We start from the raw sequence: 15,309 nt of genomic DNA on the forward strand, positions 1-15,309 counted from the left end.
AGCGGCCGGCACTACCGTGTCCGTCTGCCGGAAGGGCTGGCGCCCCTCCGGCAACACAGTTGCTACATGGACGTATTTACGGCGTCCCCCTCGACCGGACCCGCCCCGCCATCCCTCAGCGGCCCCGCTTTTGACGTTGACGTTGCTTCTGCGGGTGCAGGGCGGCAGCCCTGCATGAAAAACCCCACCCCCTACCAAGGTAGGGCGGCCCGCGTGCCAGCGCGGGACTATCCTCGAATGCATGACTTTGTCTGGGAGGGCTGCGTCATGAATTACGAGGAAACCTACCGCCGCTCGATCGACGAGCCGGAGGCGTTCTGGGGCGAGGAAGCCAAGCGCATCTACTGGCATGTGCCGCCGAAGCAGGTGCTGGACTACAGCAATCCGCCGTTCCGCCGCTGGTACGTCGGGGGCGAAACCAACCTCTGCTACAACGCCGTCGATCGCCACCTCGTTGATCGGCCCGACCAGCTCGCGCTGGTGGCGGTCTCCACCGAAACCAACATCACCCGCGAAATCACCTACCGCCAGCTGTACCGCGAGGTGAACGACTTCGCCGCGGTGCTGCAGCGCCTGGGCGTGGGCCACGGTGATCGCGTGGTCATCTACATGCCCAACATGGCCGAAGCCGTGTTCGCCATGCTGGCGTGCGCGCGCATCGGTGCGGTGCATTCGGTGGTGTTCGGTGGCTTCGCCGCGCACAACCTGGCGCTGCGCATCGACGACGCCAGGCCGAAGCTGCTGATCGCCGCCGATGCCGGCATGCGCGGTGGCAAGGTCATCCCGTACAAGGCCATGGTGGACGCCGCCTGCGCCGAGGCGACCAGCCCGCCGCCGCACGTGCTGATCGTTTCGCGCGGCCTGGATCCGGCCGAGCCGCGCGTGCCCGGCCGCGATGTCGACTACGCCGCACTGCGCGCGCAGGTGGGTGAGGTGGACGTGCCGGTGAAGTGGCTCGAGTCCAGCGAACCCAGCTACCTGCTCTATACCTCCGGCACCACCGGCAAGCCCAAGGGCGTGCAGCGCGACGTGGGCGGCTATGCCGTGGCGATGGCGCAGTCGATGCAGACGGTGTTCGACTGCCAGCCGGGCCGGGTGATGTTCTCCACCTCGGACGTGGGCTGGGCCGTCGGCCACTCCTACAACGTGTATGGGCCGCTGATCGGTGGCTGCACCTCGCTGCTCTATGAAGGACTGCCGACCAACCCGGACCCGGGTATCTGGTGGGCGCTGTGCGAGCAGTACAACGTGCGCACGATGTTCTCCTCGCCCACCGCCATCCGCGTGCTGAAGAAGCACGATGCCGACTTCATCCACCGCCACGACCTGGACGCGCTGAAGTACCTGTTCCTGGCGGGCGAGCCGTTGGATGAACCCACCGCGCACTGGATCAGCGAGGCGCTGGGCAAGCCGATCATCGACAACTACTGGCAGACCGAAACCGGCTGGCCGGCGCTGACGTTGTTGCCGGGGCTGGACATGAAGCCGGTGCGCTTCGGTTCGCCGGGCTTCCCCAACCTCGGCTATCGCATGAAGGTGATCGACGAGAACACCGGCGAGGAAGTCGCGGCCGGGCAGAAGGGCGTGCTGGTGGTGACCCCGCCGCTGCCGCCGGGCTGCATGAGCACGGTGTGGAACGACGATGCGCGTTTCATGCAGAGCTACTTCAGCCACTTCAAGGAACTGCTGTACAGCTCGCTGGACTGGGCCATCCGCGATGACGACGGCTACACCTTCATCCTCGGCCGCACCGATGATGTGATCAACGTGGCCGGGCACCGCCTGGGCACGCGCGAGATCGAGGAAGCCATCTCCGGCCACCCGCGCGTGGCCGAGGCGGCGGTGATCGGGGTCAGGGACGAGCTGAAAGGGCAGGTGCCACTGGTGTTCGTCACCCTCAAGCAGGGGCTCAACGGCGAGGACCCGGCGCCGGTAGTGGCCGAGATGATGGCGGCGGTGACCGCCTCGCTCGGGGCGGTGGCCCGGCCGGCACACGTGCACGTGGTCAACGCGCTGCCCAAGACCCGCTCGGGCAAGCTGCTGCGGCGCTCGCTGCAGGCGCTGGCCGAGCAGCGCGACCCGGGCGACCTGTCGACCCTGGATGACCCCGGGGCATTGGAGGAAATCCGCCGCGCGCTGGGGCGGTAAGCCGATTCTGTAGAGCCGAGCCCGCGCTCGGCTGCGTTTGCCTGGTGGGGAAAAGACGCCAGGCATGGCCTGGCGCTACCCAAGCCGGCCAGCACATGCGCTAAGCTCGCCCTGTCATCGATCTGCAACAGAGCCTGCGCTTCGGGGAAGCTGCGCCGGCGCTGACGATGGCGACCAAAGGGGGCGCGCCCGCCCGGGCGCGCAGATGAAGCGCATCAAGGATTGGGGGGATGCATGGCACTGCTGCACGCCAAGACGGCCGCTGGCCGCCAGGAAATCGAAGACCGTGGCCGGCGCCTGCCGGCCGGATTGCGTTCGATCCTGTTGATGGTCGATGGCCGCCGCGATGACAACGAACTGCGTGGCCTGCTCGAGGGCCTGCGCGCGCCGCCGGATGCGCTGCAGCAACTGGCGGCACTTGAGCTGATCGAAGTGGTCGGCGGCGCGGTCGAGCCGGTGGCCGCGCGTGCCCTCAGCAGCGGCCGCGAACAGGACCCGGCGCTGTACCAGCAGTTGTACGAGGCGATGAGCGAGGCAGTACGCCGCCACCTGGGCCTGAAGGGCTATTTCATGCAGCTGAAGATCGAGCGCTGCAAGGATGCGCTGTCGCTGGAGCGGCTGTGCCCGGAACTGCTGGATGCGGTGGCGAAGGCACGCAGCCCGGCACTGGCCCAGCGCTGGTGGCAGGAAACCCAGGTGCTGCTGTCGCCGGCGGCGGGCGAGGTCGTGCAGGCCTGACGTGGCGGGTAAAGTGGGCGGTGGATTCCACTGCCCTCGAGGATGCCTGCGTGCAGGACGAACACGACACCACCGACACGCCCGGTTGGGACGCCATCAATGCGGCGCTGGCACCGCTGTATGCCGGCCAGGAGCCGCGCCACTACGGCACCGCGTTGCCCTACACGCTGGGTGGCCAGGATCCGCTGGACGGCATCAGCGTGTACTGGGCCGACGCCCCCGTGCCGCACTGGCACTACATCACCTACGGCTTCTCCGAGCTGTATGCGAAGGAAAGCAGTGATGCCGACACCAGCGGTTACGGCTTCGAGCTGACCTTCCGCCTGGCGGCCAGCGTCGGCGAGGATGCCGGCAGCACGCCGCCGGTGTGGCCGTTGAACCTGCTGCAGAACCTGGCGCGCTATGTGTTCGGCAGCGGCAACGTGTTCGAAGATGGCCACCATCTCGACGCCAACGGCCCGATCGCGCTGGAGACGGACACCCGGCTCTGCCATCTGGCCTTCATCGCCGATCCGCAGCTGCCGGCGCGCGATACCGCCAACGGGCACCTGCAGTTCCTGCAGCTGGTCGGCTTGACCGATGAAGAAATGGAGGCGATCCGGCGCTGGTCGACCCGCGGCGTGCTGCAGGCCCTGCAGCCGGCGATGCCGCTGTGGATCACCGACCTGCACCGCGGCAACCTGCTCGATGACCCCGCGTTGGCCGCGCAGGCACGGGAGGGCAGTGAGCGTGAAGGCTCGACCACCGGCATGCTGTTCATCGAGAGCCTGGGGTGGCGGCAGGAGGCGGGCGTGACCACGCTGGTGCTGGGCGCCGGCCAGGTTCCCAGCGTGTCCGAGCTGCTGGGCCTGCGCCTGCGCCATGGCAAGCCGCTGGAGCTGGTCAGCCGTGAGCGGCAGTGGACGTTCGTCCCGGCCGATGGCGACAGCGTTGAAGAGGTAGAAGGCGACAGCGCGCGCTGGCTGCTGGATGAGGCGGGGCTGCAGGCGATGGCAGCGGTGCCGGCCGAACGCGGCCTGTACCCGGTGGGGTCAAGGCTGCGCATCGAGGTGGTGCCGACCCAGCTGCGCGACGGCAAGGGTGCCGTCATCCGCGAGATCGGCTGAGCGCGACGAACGCGGCAGACGCGTAGAGTCGAGCTTGCTCGACTGATTGACCCGTGGTCGTTGGGGTCGGAGCCGTCTGCTGCGCAGACGGATCCGACCCCGCGTCTGGCCCCGTCCCGGCCTCAGGCCAGGCCTTCGGCCTTCAGCACGGCCTGCACGCCCGCGTCGGCTTCCATGCGGGTCTTGAATGCAGCCACGTTGTCCAGGCCGACGAGGTCGACCTTGGCGGCCGCCGCCCAGCGCAGGGTGATGTAGAAGTAGGGATCGGCGAAGCTGCGGAAACCGGCCAGCCACGGCTTGTCGGCCAGCTGCTTGTCGGCGGTTTCGAACAGGCCGCGCAGGCGCTTGCGCGCGGCGGCGCGGATGGCGTCGAACTGGCCTTCATCGGCGATGAACTTGGCCGGCCCGAACAGCGGCGAGAACGCCGGGTGCACGTCCGAATTGACGAAGGACAGCCAGCGGGTGGCTTCGGCGCGCTGCTGCGCGCTGCCATCGCCGCCCAGGCCGGCCTGCGGGAAGGTGTCGGCGATGTAGCCCATGATGGCTGCGTTCTGCAGCAGGATGAAATCGCCATCGACCAGCGCAGGCACCGCGCCGGCCGGGTTGATCTTGAGGAAGTCCGGACCCTTCAGGGTGTCCTTGTCCAGCAGTTCCACTTCATAGGGCTGGCCGGTCCACTGCAGGGCGATGTGGTCGGCGGTGGAACAGGCACCAGGCTTGCTGTACAGCTTCATGGGGACTCCAGGCGGGTGTGGCGGGAAACGTCCACTATCCCAGAGCCTGCCGGCGTGCGGCAACGCTGCCGCCGGCAACAGATCGTTACGACTGGCGAGGCTTGAGGTTCTGCACCTTATAGAAGGTGTGGTCGCCGATGGTCGCCACCTGGTAGGCATTGCGCCAGTTCGGGCTGGCAATGGACAGCGCGGCGAAGTGGCTGGCACCGGGGACGATCTCGCGGCGTTCGCCGGCCGGCAGCGCCCAGTTGCGCTCGGCGTCGAAGGCCACGTTCATCGCTTCGCTCCAGGCCGCGTCGTTGCCCAGCTGGGTGCCGGGGGAGACGATGGTCGGGGCGAACTGCTTGCGCGCGGTGACCACCTGGCACATCGAATCGCCCCACAGGCCGCTGTCGAGGCGGCGCAATGCGACTTCGGCGACGGCCTGCTGGCCGCGCAGGGTCTGGTCGCGGGCTTCCAGGTAAACGGTGGTGCTCAAACACAATGAATCAGCGGCCGGCTGCGGCAACAACTGCGACAGCCAGAGAATCCAGGCCAGTTTCATATAACTCCTTGCTCCGTGTGGGCCGCAGCCCGGGGTTCCAGCAGCGGGGGCTGCGGGCCGGGATACGACTTGGCGTCATGGGGAGGCGGCCATCGGGGCCGCCCCGTGGGCGGCCCCAAAAGAAACGATCATCCGATCGAGGGGGCCGCGCCGGCTCACCGGGAACTGGCTGGTGAGCAGAAAGTTGGCGCAAGGTAGGGGGGGATTGCCGAACGCATCCTGAATCGGCTTGCTTGACATTCAGGTTAGGGCGAGGGGACGGAAATCACATTTTGTCCCCCATTCAGCCCCGTACTACAGCGCAGCAGCGACGCGACTGCCCTGATCGATTGCTCGTTTTGCATCCAGCTCAGCCGCAACATCGGCACCGCCGATCACCTGTGCAGCGATGCCGGCGGCCTGCAGTTCGGCCTGCAGTGCGCGGTTCGGTTCCTGCCCGGCGCAGACCACCACATGGTCGACCGGCAGCAGCTGCTCACTGCCATCCACACGGATGCGCAGGCCATCGTCATCCACGCCCAGGTACTCCACGCCGCCGAGCATGCGCACGCCCTTGGCCTTCAACGTGGCGCGGTGGATCCAGCCGGTAGTCTTGCCCAGGCGCGCACCGGGCTTGCCGGCGCTTCGCTGCAGCAGCCACAGCCGGCGCGGCGAGGCTTCCACCTGCGGGCTGGCCAGCGCGCCGCGGGCCTCGAAATGGCGGTCCACGCCCCATTCGGCCATCCAGCGCTGCGGGTCCAGCGAGGGCGAGGGGCCGGCATGGCTGAGGAACTCGCCGACATCGAAGCCGATGCCGCCGGCACCGATGATCGCCGCGCTGGCGCCGACGTCGACCCGCCCCAGCAGCACGTCCAGGTAGGTGACCACCTTGGCGTGGTCGGCACCGGGGAAATCGACCTTGCGCGGGGTGATGCCGGTGGCCAGCACCACCTCGTCGAAGCCGGCCAGGGCAGCCGCATCGGCGCGGGTATCCAGGCGCAGCTGCACGCCGGTTTCCTGCAGCTTGTGGCGGAAGTAGCGCAGGGTCTCGTGGAATTCCTCCTTGCCCGGGATGCGCTTGGCCACGTTGAACTGGCCGCCGATCTCCGCGCCGGCATCGAACAGGGTGACCTGGTGGCCACGCTCGGCGGCCACCGTGGCGCAGGCCAGGCCGGCCGGGCCTGCGCCGACCACCGCGATCTTCTTCGGCGCGTTGGTGGGGTGGTAGACCAGCTCGGTCTCGTGCGCGGCACGCGGGTTGACCAGGCAGCTGGCCAGCTTGTTCTCGAACACGTGGTCCAGGCAGGCCTGGTTGCAGGCGATGCACGTGTTGATCGCATCGGCGCGGCCGGCGCGGGCCTTGTTCGGCCACTGCGGGTCGGCCAGCAGCGGGCGCGCCAGCGACACCATGTCGGCGCCACCACCGGCCAGGATGCGCTCGGCCACTTCGGGCATGTTGATGCGGTTGGTGGCGACCAGCGGCACCTTCACGTGCGGCTTGAGCTTGGCGGTGACCCCGGCGAAGGCCGCGCGTGGCACCGACGTGGCGATGGTCGGGATGCGCGCCTCGTGCCAGCCGATGCCGGAATTGATGATGGTCGCGCCGGCGGCTTCGATGGCCTGTGCCTGCTGCACGATCTCTTCCCAGTTGCTGCCGTCATCGACCAGGTCGACCAGCGAGAGCCGGTAGATGATGATGAAGTCCGGGCCGCAGGCCTCACGGATGCGGCGCACGATCTCCACTGCGAAGCGCATGCGCTGGCGCGCGTCGCCGCCCCAGGCATCGGTGCGCGTGTTGGTGCGCGGGGCGATGAACTCGTTGATGAGGTAGCCCTCCGAGCCCATCACTTCGACGCCGTCGTAGCCGGCCTCGCGGGCCAGCTTCGCGCTGCGGGCGTAATCGGCGATATGGCGTTCGACGCCGCTGGCCGACAGCGCGCGCGGAGTGAACGGGTTGATCGGCGCCTTCAGCTTGGACGGCGCTACCGACAGCGGGTGATAGGCATAGCGGCCGGCATGCAGCAGCTGCAGGCAGATCTTTGCGCCGTGCTGGTGCGCGGCGGCGGTGAGCTGCTTGTGCGGGCGCACTTCCCAGGGCCACGACAGCTTGCCGCCGAACGGCTTCAGCCAGCCAACCACATTGGGGGCGAAGCCACCGGTGACGATCAGGCCGACGCCACCTTCGGCGCGCTCGGCGAAATAGGCGGCCAGGCGCGGGAAGTCGCGCGCGCGATCTTCCAGGCCGGTGTGCATCGAGCCCATCAGCACCCGGTTGCGCAGCTGGGTAAAGCCCAGGTCCAGCGGGGAGAACAGGTGCGGATAGGCAGTTTCGTTGGCTGGCGACATGGTCGATACGCTTGCGTACGGAAGCGCGCAGGGTGCCGCGAAACTGCGGCCGGGGCAAGGGCTGCCGCAGCGTCGGGTAGCGCCGGGCCATGCCCGGCGGCGCGGTCATCCGTGGCCGCGCTGCGCGCTCGCCGGGCGTGGCCCGGCGCTACCCCCCACCGGGCGGCCAATGCCGAACCAGCCCAGGGTCAGGCCGCACAGCGGGCCGATCAGCACGGCGAAGGCCAGCGTGCCCAGGCCGATGTTGCCGCCCAGCCACCAGCCCACCGCCAGGGCACTGCCTTCGATGAGGGTGCGGACCTGCCAGATCGGCCGGCCGGTGCGCGCGTGCAGGCCGGTCATCAGCCCGTCGCGTGGACCGGGGCCGAGGCGTGCGCCGATATACAGGCCGGTGGCCAGTGCGATCAGCAGCAGGCCGGCGCAGAACAGCAGCAGCTGCCAGGCCAGGCCGGATGCCGGTGGCAGCAACCACAGGCCGAACTGCGCGGACGGGCCGATCAGCAGCACATTGAGCACGGTGCCCACGCCGGGTTTCTGCCGCAGCGGCCACCACAACAGCAGCACCGCCAGGCCGACGAGGTTGGTGACCAGGCCGAACGAAAGCGGCGAATGCAGGGTAATCCCCTGTGAAAGCACGTCCCACGGCGCCACGCCGATGGCCGCACGCACCATCAGGGCGATGCCGAATCCATACAGGAACAGGCCGGTGACAAGCTGGAGCAGGCGCAGGGGGAGGGCGGTGGGCATGGGGGTTCCGGGGGAGGGGAAATCTGTTTCCACCGTAGTCCCGCTTTGGCCGTCGTTATAGATACAGATGCGGGGCAATGCGCATGTACAGCGGCAACGCGGCCAGTGATGTGAATGGCGTTAACCCGGGGCCGCGGTTCACCATGCTGCAAAGGCAGAGTCGGGAAAGAAGAAAATCGCTCGACGCCGGGGCATTCACCCCTTGGCCGGCGAAGTACGTGCCCGTCTCATTCGGTTCCTCACGACAATGGGCGCGCGCTGAATCTCCCGACGCAGCGCTCCGGCAAACCCGTCGCTTACTCCCCTTAATCCGCTCCAAACCCTTGTCGCACGGGGGTCTTGCGGATTTTCATGATCCTGTATAGGGTTTCAATGTCGGACCGGTGGCTGGTCGGGTGCGACGCTTCACATGTTACGGGACTGTTAACATGACCTTCACCCGCCTGAGCATAATGTTCGCGGCGGTGGCGTGCTGAATCGGCTGTCGAACATCGACGCAGTAGTGCTGGCCCATGCCTCTACCGGTTTCATACCCCCGAAATAGGAGCTGTACTCAATGAACAAGAAGATCCTTACTGCCGCGCTGCTGGGTGGTCTGGCTTTCGCCCAGGCTGCGTCCGCGCAGGAGTTCGATGACCGCTGGTACCTGACCGGTTCGGCCGGCTTCAACTTCCAGGACAGCGACCGCCTGACCAACGATGCTCCGTTCGTCACCCTGGGCCTGGGTAAGTTCATCAGCCCGGAGTGGTCGCTGGACGGTGAGCTGAACTACCAGAACCCGAATTTCGATGCCAACCAGGATCTGAACTGGTCGCAGTACGGCATCTCGTTCGACCTGCGTCGCCACTTCATCAAGGAAGGCCGCGGCTGGAACCCGTACATCGTCGGTGGCCTGGGCTACCAGAAGTCGGAAGAAGAGTACCCGGCCAACAGCCTGAACGGCCCGCGTGAGCGTAAGGATGGCAATGCCGCTGCCAAGCTGGGCTTCGGCCTGCAGACCACCTTCGAAAAGCGCGTTGCTGTCCGCGCCGAAGTGGCCTACCGCGCTGTCTTCGACGACCAGAGCGTTGCTGCTCCGAACGAAGACTGGTTCGGCGACGTGCTGGCTTCGGTCGGCGTCGTGATCCCGCTGGGCCCGGCCCCGGTGGCTGCTGTTGCCCCGGCTCCGGCTCCGGTTGCCCCGAGCTGCGCCGACCTGGATGACGACGGTGACGGCGTCAACAACTGCGACGACAAGTGCCCGAACTCGCAGCCGGGCCAGACCATCGGTCCGGACGGTTGCCCGGTGCCGGTGTCGATCGACCTGAAGGGCGTGAACTTCGACTTCGACAAGTCGAACCTGCGTCCGGACGCTGTGGCCATCCTGTCGGAAGCTTCGGAAATCCTGAAGCGTTACCCGGACCTGCGCGTTGAAGTCGCCGGTCACACCGACTCGAAGGGTACCGACGCTTACAACCAGAAGCTGTCCGAGCGTCGCGCCACCGCCGTGTACAACTACCTGACCCAGAACGGTGTGGACGCTGGCCGTCTGCAGGGCCCGATCGGCTACGGCGAGAGCCGTCCGATTGCCCCGAACACCAACCCGGATGGTTCGGATAACCCGGAAGGTCGCGCCAAGAACCGTCGTACCGAGCTGAACGTCCAGAACTAAGTTCTGACGCTCTGCCAGTAAGACACAGCAGGACCCGGCTTCGGCCGGGTCTTGTTGTTTGTGGGCCCTGGAACGTGGCTCGCCCCCGCTTTCGCCAACCGTTCGTCGGCGTTTTGCTCGTAAAACCAATGAGTTGTCGTATTCATTGAAAGTGGCGCTTGAAAGCTGTCGCGGCATTGCTAAACTCGCCGCGTCACTTCCTTTCGTGGATGCCCCTCATGCTGCGCTCTGCATCGGCCGCCGTCCTGGCGCTGGCCCTGGTTCCCGTCGCCCACGCGGCGGTCGATTGCTCGGTCAACACCAGCGCCTCGCCGCTGCCCCTGCCGGCCACGGCCATCGCGCCGGTGGCTGATGAGCTGTACATCCGCGGTACCCAGCTGGGCATGTCTGCCGGCGTGCTGGGCAGCAGCTACGATCCCTCGCAGTCGCTGGACCAGGTGCTGCAGCGCCTGCGCATCGATGGTTGCCAGAACATCGCCAAGGCCATCCCCAGCGCACCGGCGGTGAAGCCCAACGATCCGGCCGCCTACAAGCCGCAGACCGAGTTCGACAACACGCCGTGGCGCTTCGACATGAGCCAGAACGGCAAGCGCATGACCGCTGAAGAGTTCGACGCCTGGATGAAGGCGCGTGGCGTGCGCGTGGTCAAGGCGCGCCCGGCGCCGGCTGCCGCTGCCGTCCCGGCCACCACCGAAGCACCGGCTGAGACCAAGCCGGGCGAAAAGAAGTAAGCCGCGCGGGGAGCAGAGGCTTGCGCACGCGCCGCCCTCCTGCCACCCCCGCCGCCCGCTCCCACGCCCCGCGTGGGCGTGCGAAGCCCGCTGCCGCACCCGCCGGTGTCCGCCATGGCCTGGCGCGCGTGCTGTCCAAGGCAGGCGTCTGCTCGCGTACCGAAGCCGCACGCTGGATCGCCGATGGCCGCGTGCGGGTGTCCGGGCGCATCGTCCGCGATCCCGAATTCCCGATCGCGCAGCCTGCACCGCCGATTGAAGTGGACGGCCAGCCGCTGGGCGCGCCGAAGCGCCTGTACCTGATGCTCAACAAGCCGCGCGGCGTGGTGACCACCGCGCAGGACGAGCGCGGCCGCGATACCGTCTACCGCTGCTTCGATGGCGCCGGGCTGCCCTGGATCGCACCCGTCGGGCGGCTGGACAAGGCCAGCGAGGGCCTGCTGCTGTTCAGCAACGACCCGCAGTGGGCCGCGCGCCTCACCGACCCGCAGACCGGGCCGGACAAGACCTACCACGTACAGATCGACCGCCTGCCGGACGAGGCCACGCTGGCCGCGCTGCAGGCCGGCATCGACGACGAGGGCGAGTTCCTGGTCGCCCGGGCCGTGCGCGTGCTGCGCAGCGGCGACAAGACCGCATGGCTGGAGGTGGTCCTCGAAGAGGGACGCAACCGCCATATCCGCCGCCTGCTGGCGGCCTTCGACCTGCAGGTGCTGCGCCTGGTCCGGGTTGCGATCGGCGGGCTGGCGCTCGGCGATCTCGGCAAGGGCCAGTGGCGGGTGCTGGAGGTCAGCGACCAGCAGCGGCTGGGGGCCGCTGCACCGGGCTGATGTCCGGCCCACGGCCGGCAGCCGCCGGCCACCGTTCCAGGCGTAGGGGGCGCCTGGTTTTCGATTTACTTGAACGGAGCGTGCCCATGTACCCGACCCTCGACCGAACCCTGCGCTGCGCCAGCCTGTTGCTGCCGCTTGCGCTGCTGGCCGCCTGCAGTGGCCACAAGAAAGTGGCCAAGGCCGAAGTCCCGGTGGAAACGCCGGTGGTGGAAGTGAAAACCCCGGAACTGGACGGCCGCGGCAGTTACCGCTTCATGATGAGCGACGGCGACCACAAGATGACCGCCGATGAGTTCGATGCCTGGATGAAGGCCAACGGCATCCGCGTGGCCAAGGGCAATGCGCAGGACGCCGCCGCCAAGCCGGTGGTGGTGGCCAGCAAGGACGAGCCCAAGGACAAGAAGTAAAAGAAGAAGTGACGCGCGTTGCGCGCTGCGCCGGTAGCGCCGGGCCGTGCCCGGCGAGCGCGTAGCGCGGACATCGGGAAACCGCCGGGCATGGCCCGGCGCTACCCTGTGGCGATCCGCCCCCGGTTCTGATCAGCCCTTGATGACGCCCAGTTCCAGGCCGATGCGGGTGAACGCATCGATGGCGCGGTCCAGGTGTTCGCGCGTGTGTGCGGCGCTGATCTGGGTACGGATGCGTGCCTGGCCCTTGGGCACGACCGGGAAGAAGAAGCCGATCGCATAGATGCCTTCTTCCAGCAGGCGCTGGGCGAACTTCTGCGCCAGCGGTGCGTCGTACAGCATCACCGGGCTGATCGGGTGCACGCCCGGCTTCACGTCGAAACCGGCGGCAACCATCTTCTCGCGGAAGTAGCGGGTGTTTTCCACCAGGGTGTCGCGCAGGTCATCGGCGGCGGCCAGCATCTCGAAGGCCTTGATGCCGGCGGCGACCACGTGCGGCGGCAGCGAGTTGGAGAACAGGTACGGGCGCGAGCGCTGGCGCAGCAGTTCGATCACCTCGGCGCTGGCGCAGGTGAAGCCACCCAGCGCGCCGCCCATGGCCTTGCCCAGGGTGCCGGTGATGATGTCGATCTTCTCCAGCACGCCCTTCACTTCGGCCGAGCCGCGGCCACTGGCACCGAGGAAGCCGGTGGCGTGGCATTCGTCGATGTGCACCAGGGCGTTGTACTTCTTCGCCAGCGCGGTGATCTCGTCCAGCGGGGCGATGAAGCCGTCCATCGAGAACACGCCGTCGGTGGTGATCAGCTTGGTCTTGCAGCCGGCGGCGTCAGCGGCCTGCAGCTGCGCCTCCAGATCGGCCATGTCGCAGTTGGCGTAGCGGAAGCGCTTGGCCTTGCACAGGCGCACGCCATCGATGATCGAGGCGTGGTTCAGTGCGTCGGAAATGATCGCGTCGTTCTCGCCCAGCAGCGGCTCGAACAGGCCGCCGTTGGCATCGAAGCAGGCCGCATACAGGATGGTGTCCTGCTTGCCGAAGAAGTCGGCGATCTGCTTTTCCAGCTGCTTGTGCAGGTCCTGGGTGCCGCAGATGAAGCGTACCGAGGCCATGCCGAAGCCGTGGGTATCCAGGGCGTCCTTGGCCGCCTGGATCAGGTCCGGGTGGTCGGCCAGGCCCAGGTAGTTGTTGGCGCAGAAGTTGAGCACGGTGCGGCCATCGTCGAGGGTGATCTCGGCCGACTGCGGGCTGGTGATGATCCGCTCGGACTTGAACAGGCCCTGGGCGCGGATCGCGTCCAGTTCCTCGGCGTAGTGGCGGGTCAGGGCAGAGGAGGTCTCGGTCATGGCGTGGGCACGGCTCAGCACGGGAAACCGCTGATTCTACCGGGCAACGGTGGCCGGCAGCCGTCCGCGGCGGGCCATCGCCATGGCCGGCACATGTTGCATCGCAATAGCAAACGGGTTAAAAATTCGTGAACCGGTCCGTTCTGGTCCGGTTCCCGCTTCCGCCTTCCACGCCACCGCCCCCACCGGAGACGCCCATGAAGCACGCCCGTGCCTGCCTGACCCTCGCTGCCGCCCTCGCCCTGGCCCCGTTCGCTGCCAGCGCCCAGGAGAGCGAGTCGCCGTACAGCTGGAACGTTACCGGTGTTTCCGACTACCTGTTCCGCGGTGTTTCCCAGACCGATGAAAAGCCGACCCTGCAGGCCGGTTTCACCTACACCAGCCCGGTCGGCCTGTATGCCGGCGTGTGGGGTTCGGGTGTCGACTTCGGCGCCGGCGACCCGAACACCGAGCTGGACTACCTGATCGGCTACGGCGTCGACGTCAGCGACAACGTCAACTTCGACGTGCTGATCAACCGCTACACCTACATCGGTGCCAGCGATCAGAACTACAACGAACTGATCACCACCACCACCTTCGCCAAGCAGTACAAGGCCACCGTGGCCTACAGCAACGACGTGTGGAATTCCGGCACCGACGGCTGGTACTTCGCCGTGGGCGGCGAATGGGCGCTGCCGCAGGACTTCACGCTGAGCGCCAACATCGGCCGCAGCACCTTCGAGAAGGACATCGCCAAGGACTACACCGACTGGAACGTCGGCGTCAGCCGCCAGTTCGGCCTGTTCAACGTGGGCCTGGGTTACTACGGCACCGACAGCGATGGCCGCTACAACTCCGGCAAGCTGGCGCACAGCCGCGTGATGCTGAGCGTGGCGATCGGCAACTGACGCCGCAAGTGCTACGGCAGGTGCCAGGCTTGCCTGGCACGCTTTACGAAAAAGGCGCCCGATGGGCGCCTTTTTCATTGGGCCGGCGCTTGCTCCGTAGGTAGGGTCAGTGCATTCACCCACGCCTGCCAGTGCTGCGTGAGCGTGGCAACATCGCTGCCCAACTGCAGCGGCGGGCCTGACTGTGCCAGCCAGTCGTCGAACGACTGGCCGTTGGCCAGGGCCAGGCTGATCTGGCCCAGTACGTCCTGGCGGCCGCTGCGCTCAATGAGAAAGTCGGCCAGCGCCAGGCTCTGAAGGTAGAACGCCGCCAATGCTGCCCCCGTATCTCCACGGGCAGTCATGACGGTCAGCCCCGATGCACTGCTGCTGCCGTTAGCGGACAGTGCCGCGCGGCGTGCGGCGTCCATCGGATGCGGGGCCTGCAGGAAGCGGGGCAGATCCTGGACGTGGGGCGAAGGAGCATTGAGCAGGGCGCGGTACTGCCGGCGGCGTTCGGCCAGCATCGAGGGCGGCTCCATCAGGATGGCAGCGGCTTCGTCCAGCCAATCCGGCGCAGGCGTGGCGTAATGGAGGCTGCCATCGGCGGTCTGCCCCGGCCAGAACCGCGCCTGGTACAGCGAATGACCGATTTCGTGCGGCAGCACGTCCCCCGTGCTGCGGGAGACCCGTGCGACCAGTTGTTCGACGGCCGCCGCCGACAGCTCGGGCTGGGTGCGGCGCAGGTTTTCCCGCAGCAGTGTGCTCTTTTCCGCCGGCGAGGCCCAGACGCGCACCCACGCCAGTCCGTGCCCGCTCTTGAACGTGTCACTCGCCTGCCGGGGCAGCGCGGCGGACAGGATCACCGCGCCGAAGGGAACCTCGGGGCTGAAATGGCGCTGGAACGCGGAGACGGCTGTGGCGGCATCGCCGGCGGCCTTGCGTGCGCTGTCATCATCGGCACCGTAGAACCAGCCCTCGGCCGTGGCCACGCAGGCCAGCGGTACGGGGCCGGGTGGGGCTGGGCAGGGGGGCGCTGCAGCGGGGGCGGACAGCAGTACAGAGATCAGAGCCGGCAGGTACATCCATTTGCCTCGCGGTCGGGTCGTGCTCGATGGACCGGCCGGTAGTGCGG

At 67.6% G+C, this 15,309-nt stretch carries 14 protein-coding genes; 8 read left to right on the top strand and 6 right to left on the bottom strand.

Going from position 1 to position 15,309, the window contains the following annotated elements; translation table 11 throughout:
• The first annotated feature begins 267 nt into the window (after positions 1 to 267).
• The 3 genes from prpE to QMZ26_RS03815 all read left to right on the top strand — a co-directional run bounded on the left by prpE (position 268) and on the right by QMZ26_RS03815 (position 3,992).
• Positions 268 to 2,148 carry a propionate--CoA ligase gene (prpE, locus tag QMZ26_RS03805; RefSeq protein WP_283220634.1) on the top strand — a complete coding sequence of 627 codons (1,881 nt, stop codon included), beginning with the start codon at positions 268 to 270 and terminating at the stop codon, positions 2,146 to 2,148.
• 234 nt (positions 2,149 to 2,382) lie between these two features.
• Entirely contained in the window at positions 2,383 to 2,886 is a 504-nt protein-coding gene (locus QMZ26_RS03810; RefSeq protein WP_079220773.1) for a hypothetical protein, read from the top strand.
• A 50-nt stretch (positions 2,887 to 2,936) separates the two neighbouring features.
• Positions 2,937 to 3,992, top strand: coding sequence for a suppressor of fused domain protein (locus QMZ26_RS03815; RefSeq protein ID WP_283220740.1), 1,056 nt, complete (start codon positions 2,937 to 2,939; stop codon positions 3,990 to 3,992).
• Between the two features lie 122 nt (positions 3,993 to 4,114).
• Here QMZ26_RS03815 and QMZ26_RS03820 read toward each other — a convergent pair whose 3' ends face one another.
• The 4 genes from QMZ26_RS03820 to QMZ26_RS03835 form a co-directional block, all read right to left on the bottom strand.
• Entirely contained in the window at positions 4,115 to 4,726 is a 612-nt protein-coding gene (locus tag QMZ26_RS03820) for a glutathione S-transferase N-terminal domain-containing protein (RefSeq protein WP_108758318.1), read from the bottom strand.
• An 85-nt stretch (positions 4,727 to 4,811) separates the two neighbouring features.
• Positions 4,812 to 5,270, bottom strand: a complete 459-nt coding sequence (locus QMZ26_RS03825; RefSeq protein WP_004154513.1) for a cell wall hydrolase — start codon at positions 5,268 to 5,270, stop codon at positions 4,812 to 4,814.
• 294 nt (positions 5,271 to 5,564) lie between these two features.
• On the bottom strand, positions 5,565 to 7,595 hold the full coding sequence (locus QMZ26_RS03830; RefSeq protein WP_283220635.1) for an NADPH-dependent 2,4-dienoyl-CoA reductase: 2,031 nt from the start codon (positions 7,593 to 7,595) through the stop codon (positions 5,565 to 5,567).
• 105 nt (positions 7,596 to 7,700) lie between these two features.
• Positions 7,701 to 8,342, bottom strand: coding sequence for a hypothetical protein (locus QMZ26_RS03835; protein WP_283220636.1), 642 nt, complete (start codon positions 8,340 to 8,342; stop codon positions 7,701 to 7,703).
• A gap of 556 nt (positions 8,343 to 8,898) precedes the next feature.
• Between QMZ26_RS03835 and QMZ26_RS03840 the strand changes: the two genes are divergently transcribed.
• The 4 genes from QMZ26_RS03840 (at position 8,899) to QMZ26_RS03855 (ending at position 11,964) form a co-directional block, all read left to right on the top strand.
• Positions 8,899 to 9,993 carry an OmpA family protein gene (locus QMZ26_RS03840; protein WP_200734586.1) on the top strand — a complete coding sequence of 365 codons (1,095 nt, stop codon included), beginning with the start codon at positions 8,899 to 8,901 and terminating at the stop codon, positions 9,991 to 9,993.
• Positions 9,994 to 10,211: 218 nt separating this feature from the next.
• On the top strand, positions 10,212 to 10,724 hold the full coding sequence (locus QMZ26_RS03845; RefSeq protein WP_079220776.1) for a hypothetical protein: 513 nt from the start codon (positions 10,212 to 10,214) through the stop codon (positions 10,722 to 10,724).
• Between the two features lie 20 nt (positions 10,725 to 10,744).
• Positions 10,745 to 11,554: a pseudouridine synthase gene (locus tag QMZ26_RS03850; RefSeq protein ID WP_079220777.1), complete on the top strand. Its 810-nt coding sequence runs from the start codon at positions 10,745 to 10,747 to the stop codon at positions 11,552 to 11,554.
• An 86-nt stretch (positions 11,555 to 11,640) separates the two neighbouring features.
• On the top strand, positions 11,641 to 11,964 hold the full coding sequence (locus QMZ26_RS03855) for a hypothetical protein (RefSeq protein ID WP_283220637.1): 324 nt from the start codon (positions 11,641 to 11,643) through the stop codon (positions 11,962 to 11,964).
• A gap of 132 nt (positions 11,965 to 12,096) precedes the next feature.
• On the opposite strand, the gene kbl is transcribed toward QMZ26_RS03855, so the two are convergent.
• Positions 12,097 to 13,305: a glycine C-acetyltransferase gene (gene kbl, locus QMZ26_RS03860; RefSeq protein WP_108758314.1), complete on the bottom strand. Its 1,209-nt coding sequence runs from the start codon at positions 13,303 to 13,305 to the stop codon at positions 12,097 to 12,099.
• 197 nt (positions 13,306 to 13,502) lie between these two features.
• Here kbl and QMZ26_RS03865 point away from each other — a divergent pair, with 197 nt between their 5' ends.
• The gene (locus tag QMZ26_RS03865; RefSeq protein ID WP_283220638.1) at positions 13,503 to 14,195 is read left to right on the top strand and encodes a TorF family putative porin; all 693 of its coding nucleotides are present in this window, start codon (positions 13,503 to 13,505) and stop codon (positions 14,193 to 14,195) included.
• Positions 14,196 to 14,269: 74 nt separating this feature from the next.
• On the opposite strand, the gene QMZ26_RS03870 is transcribed toward QMZ26_RS03865, so the two are convergent.
• Entirely contained in the window at positions 14,270 to 15,166 is an 897-nt protein-coding gene (locus QMZ26_RS03870) for a hypothetical protein (protein WP_283220639.1), read from the bottom strand.
• Between the last annotated feature and the right edge of the window lie 143 nt (positions 15,167 to 15,309).

The organism is Stenotrophomonas sp. PFBMAA-4 (genome assembly GCF_030053215.1).
Lineage (GTDB): Bacteria > Pseudomonadota > Gammaproteobacteria > Xanthomonadales > Xanthomonadaceae > Stenotrophomonas.

Coding starts and splice junctions, on each gene's coding strand:
- QMZ26_RS03840 (WP_200734586.1), top strand. CDS start 8,899: ATGAACAAGAAGATCCTTACTGCCGCGCTGCTGGGTGGTCTGGCTTTC.
- QMZ26_RS03845 (WP_079220776.1), top strand. CDS start 10,212: ATGCTGCGCTCTGCATCGGCCGCCGTCCTGGCGCTGGCCCTGGTTCCC.
- prpE (WP_283220634.1), top strand. CDS start 268: ATGAATTACGAGGAAACCTACCGCCGCTCGATCGACGAGCCGGAGGCG.
- QMZ26_RS03825 (WP_004154513.1), bottom strand. CDS start 5,270: ATGAAACTGGCCTGGATTCTCTGGCTGTCGCAGTTGTTGCCGCAGCCG.
- QMZ26_RS03830 (WP_283220635.1), bottom strand. CDS start 7,595: ATGTCGCCAGCCAACGAAACTGCCTATCCGCACCTGTTCTCCCCGCTG.
- QMZ26_RS03820 (WP_108758318.1), bottom strand. CDS start 4,726: ATGAAGCTGTACAGCAAGCCTGGTGCCTGTTCCACCGCCGACCACATC.
- kbl (WP_108758314.1), bottom strand. CDS start 13,305: ATGACCGAGACCTCCTCTGCCCTGACCCGCCACTACGCCGAGGAACTG.
- QMZ26_RS03865 (WP_283220638.1), top strand. CDS start 13,503: ATGAAGCACGCCCGTGCCTGCCTGACCCTCGCTGCCGCCCTCGCCCTG.
- QMZ26_RS03855 (WP_283220637.1), top strand. CDS start 11,641: ATGTACCCGACCCTCGACCGAACCCTGCGCTGCGCCAGCCTGTTGCTG.
- QMZ26_RS03810 (WP_079220773.1), top strand. CDS start 2,383: ATGGCACTGCTGCACGCCAAGACGGCCGCTGGCCGCCAGGAAATCGAA.
- QMZ26_RS03835 (WP_283220636.1), bottom strand. CDS start 8,342: ATGCCCACCGCCCTCCCCCTGCGCCTGCTCCAGCTTGTCACCGGCCTG.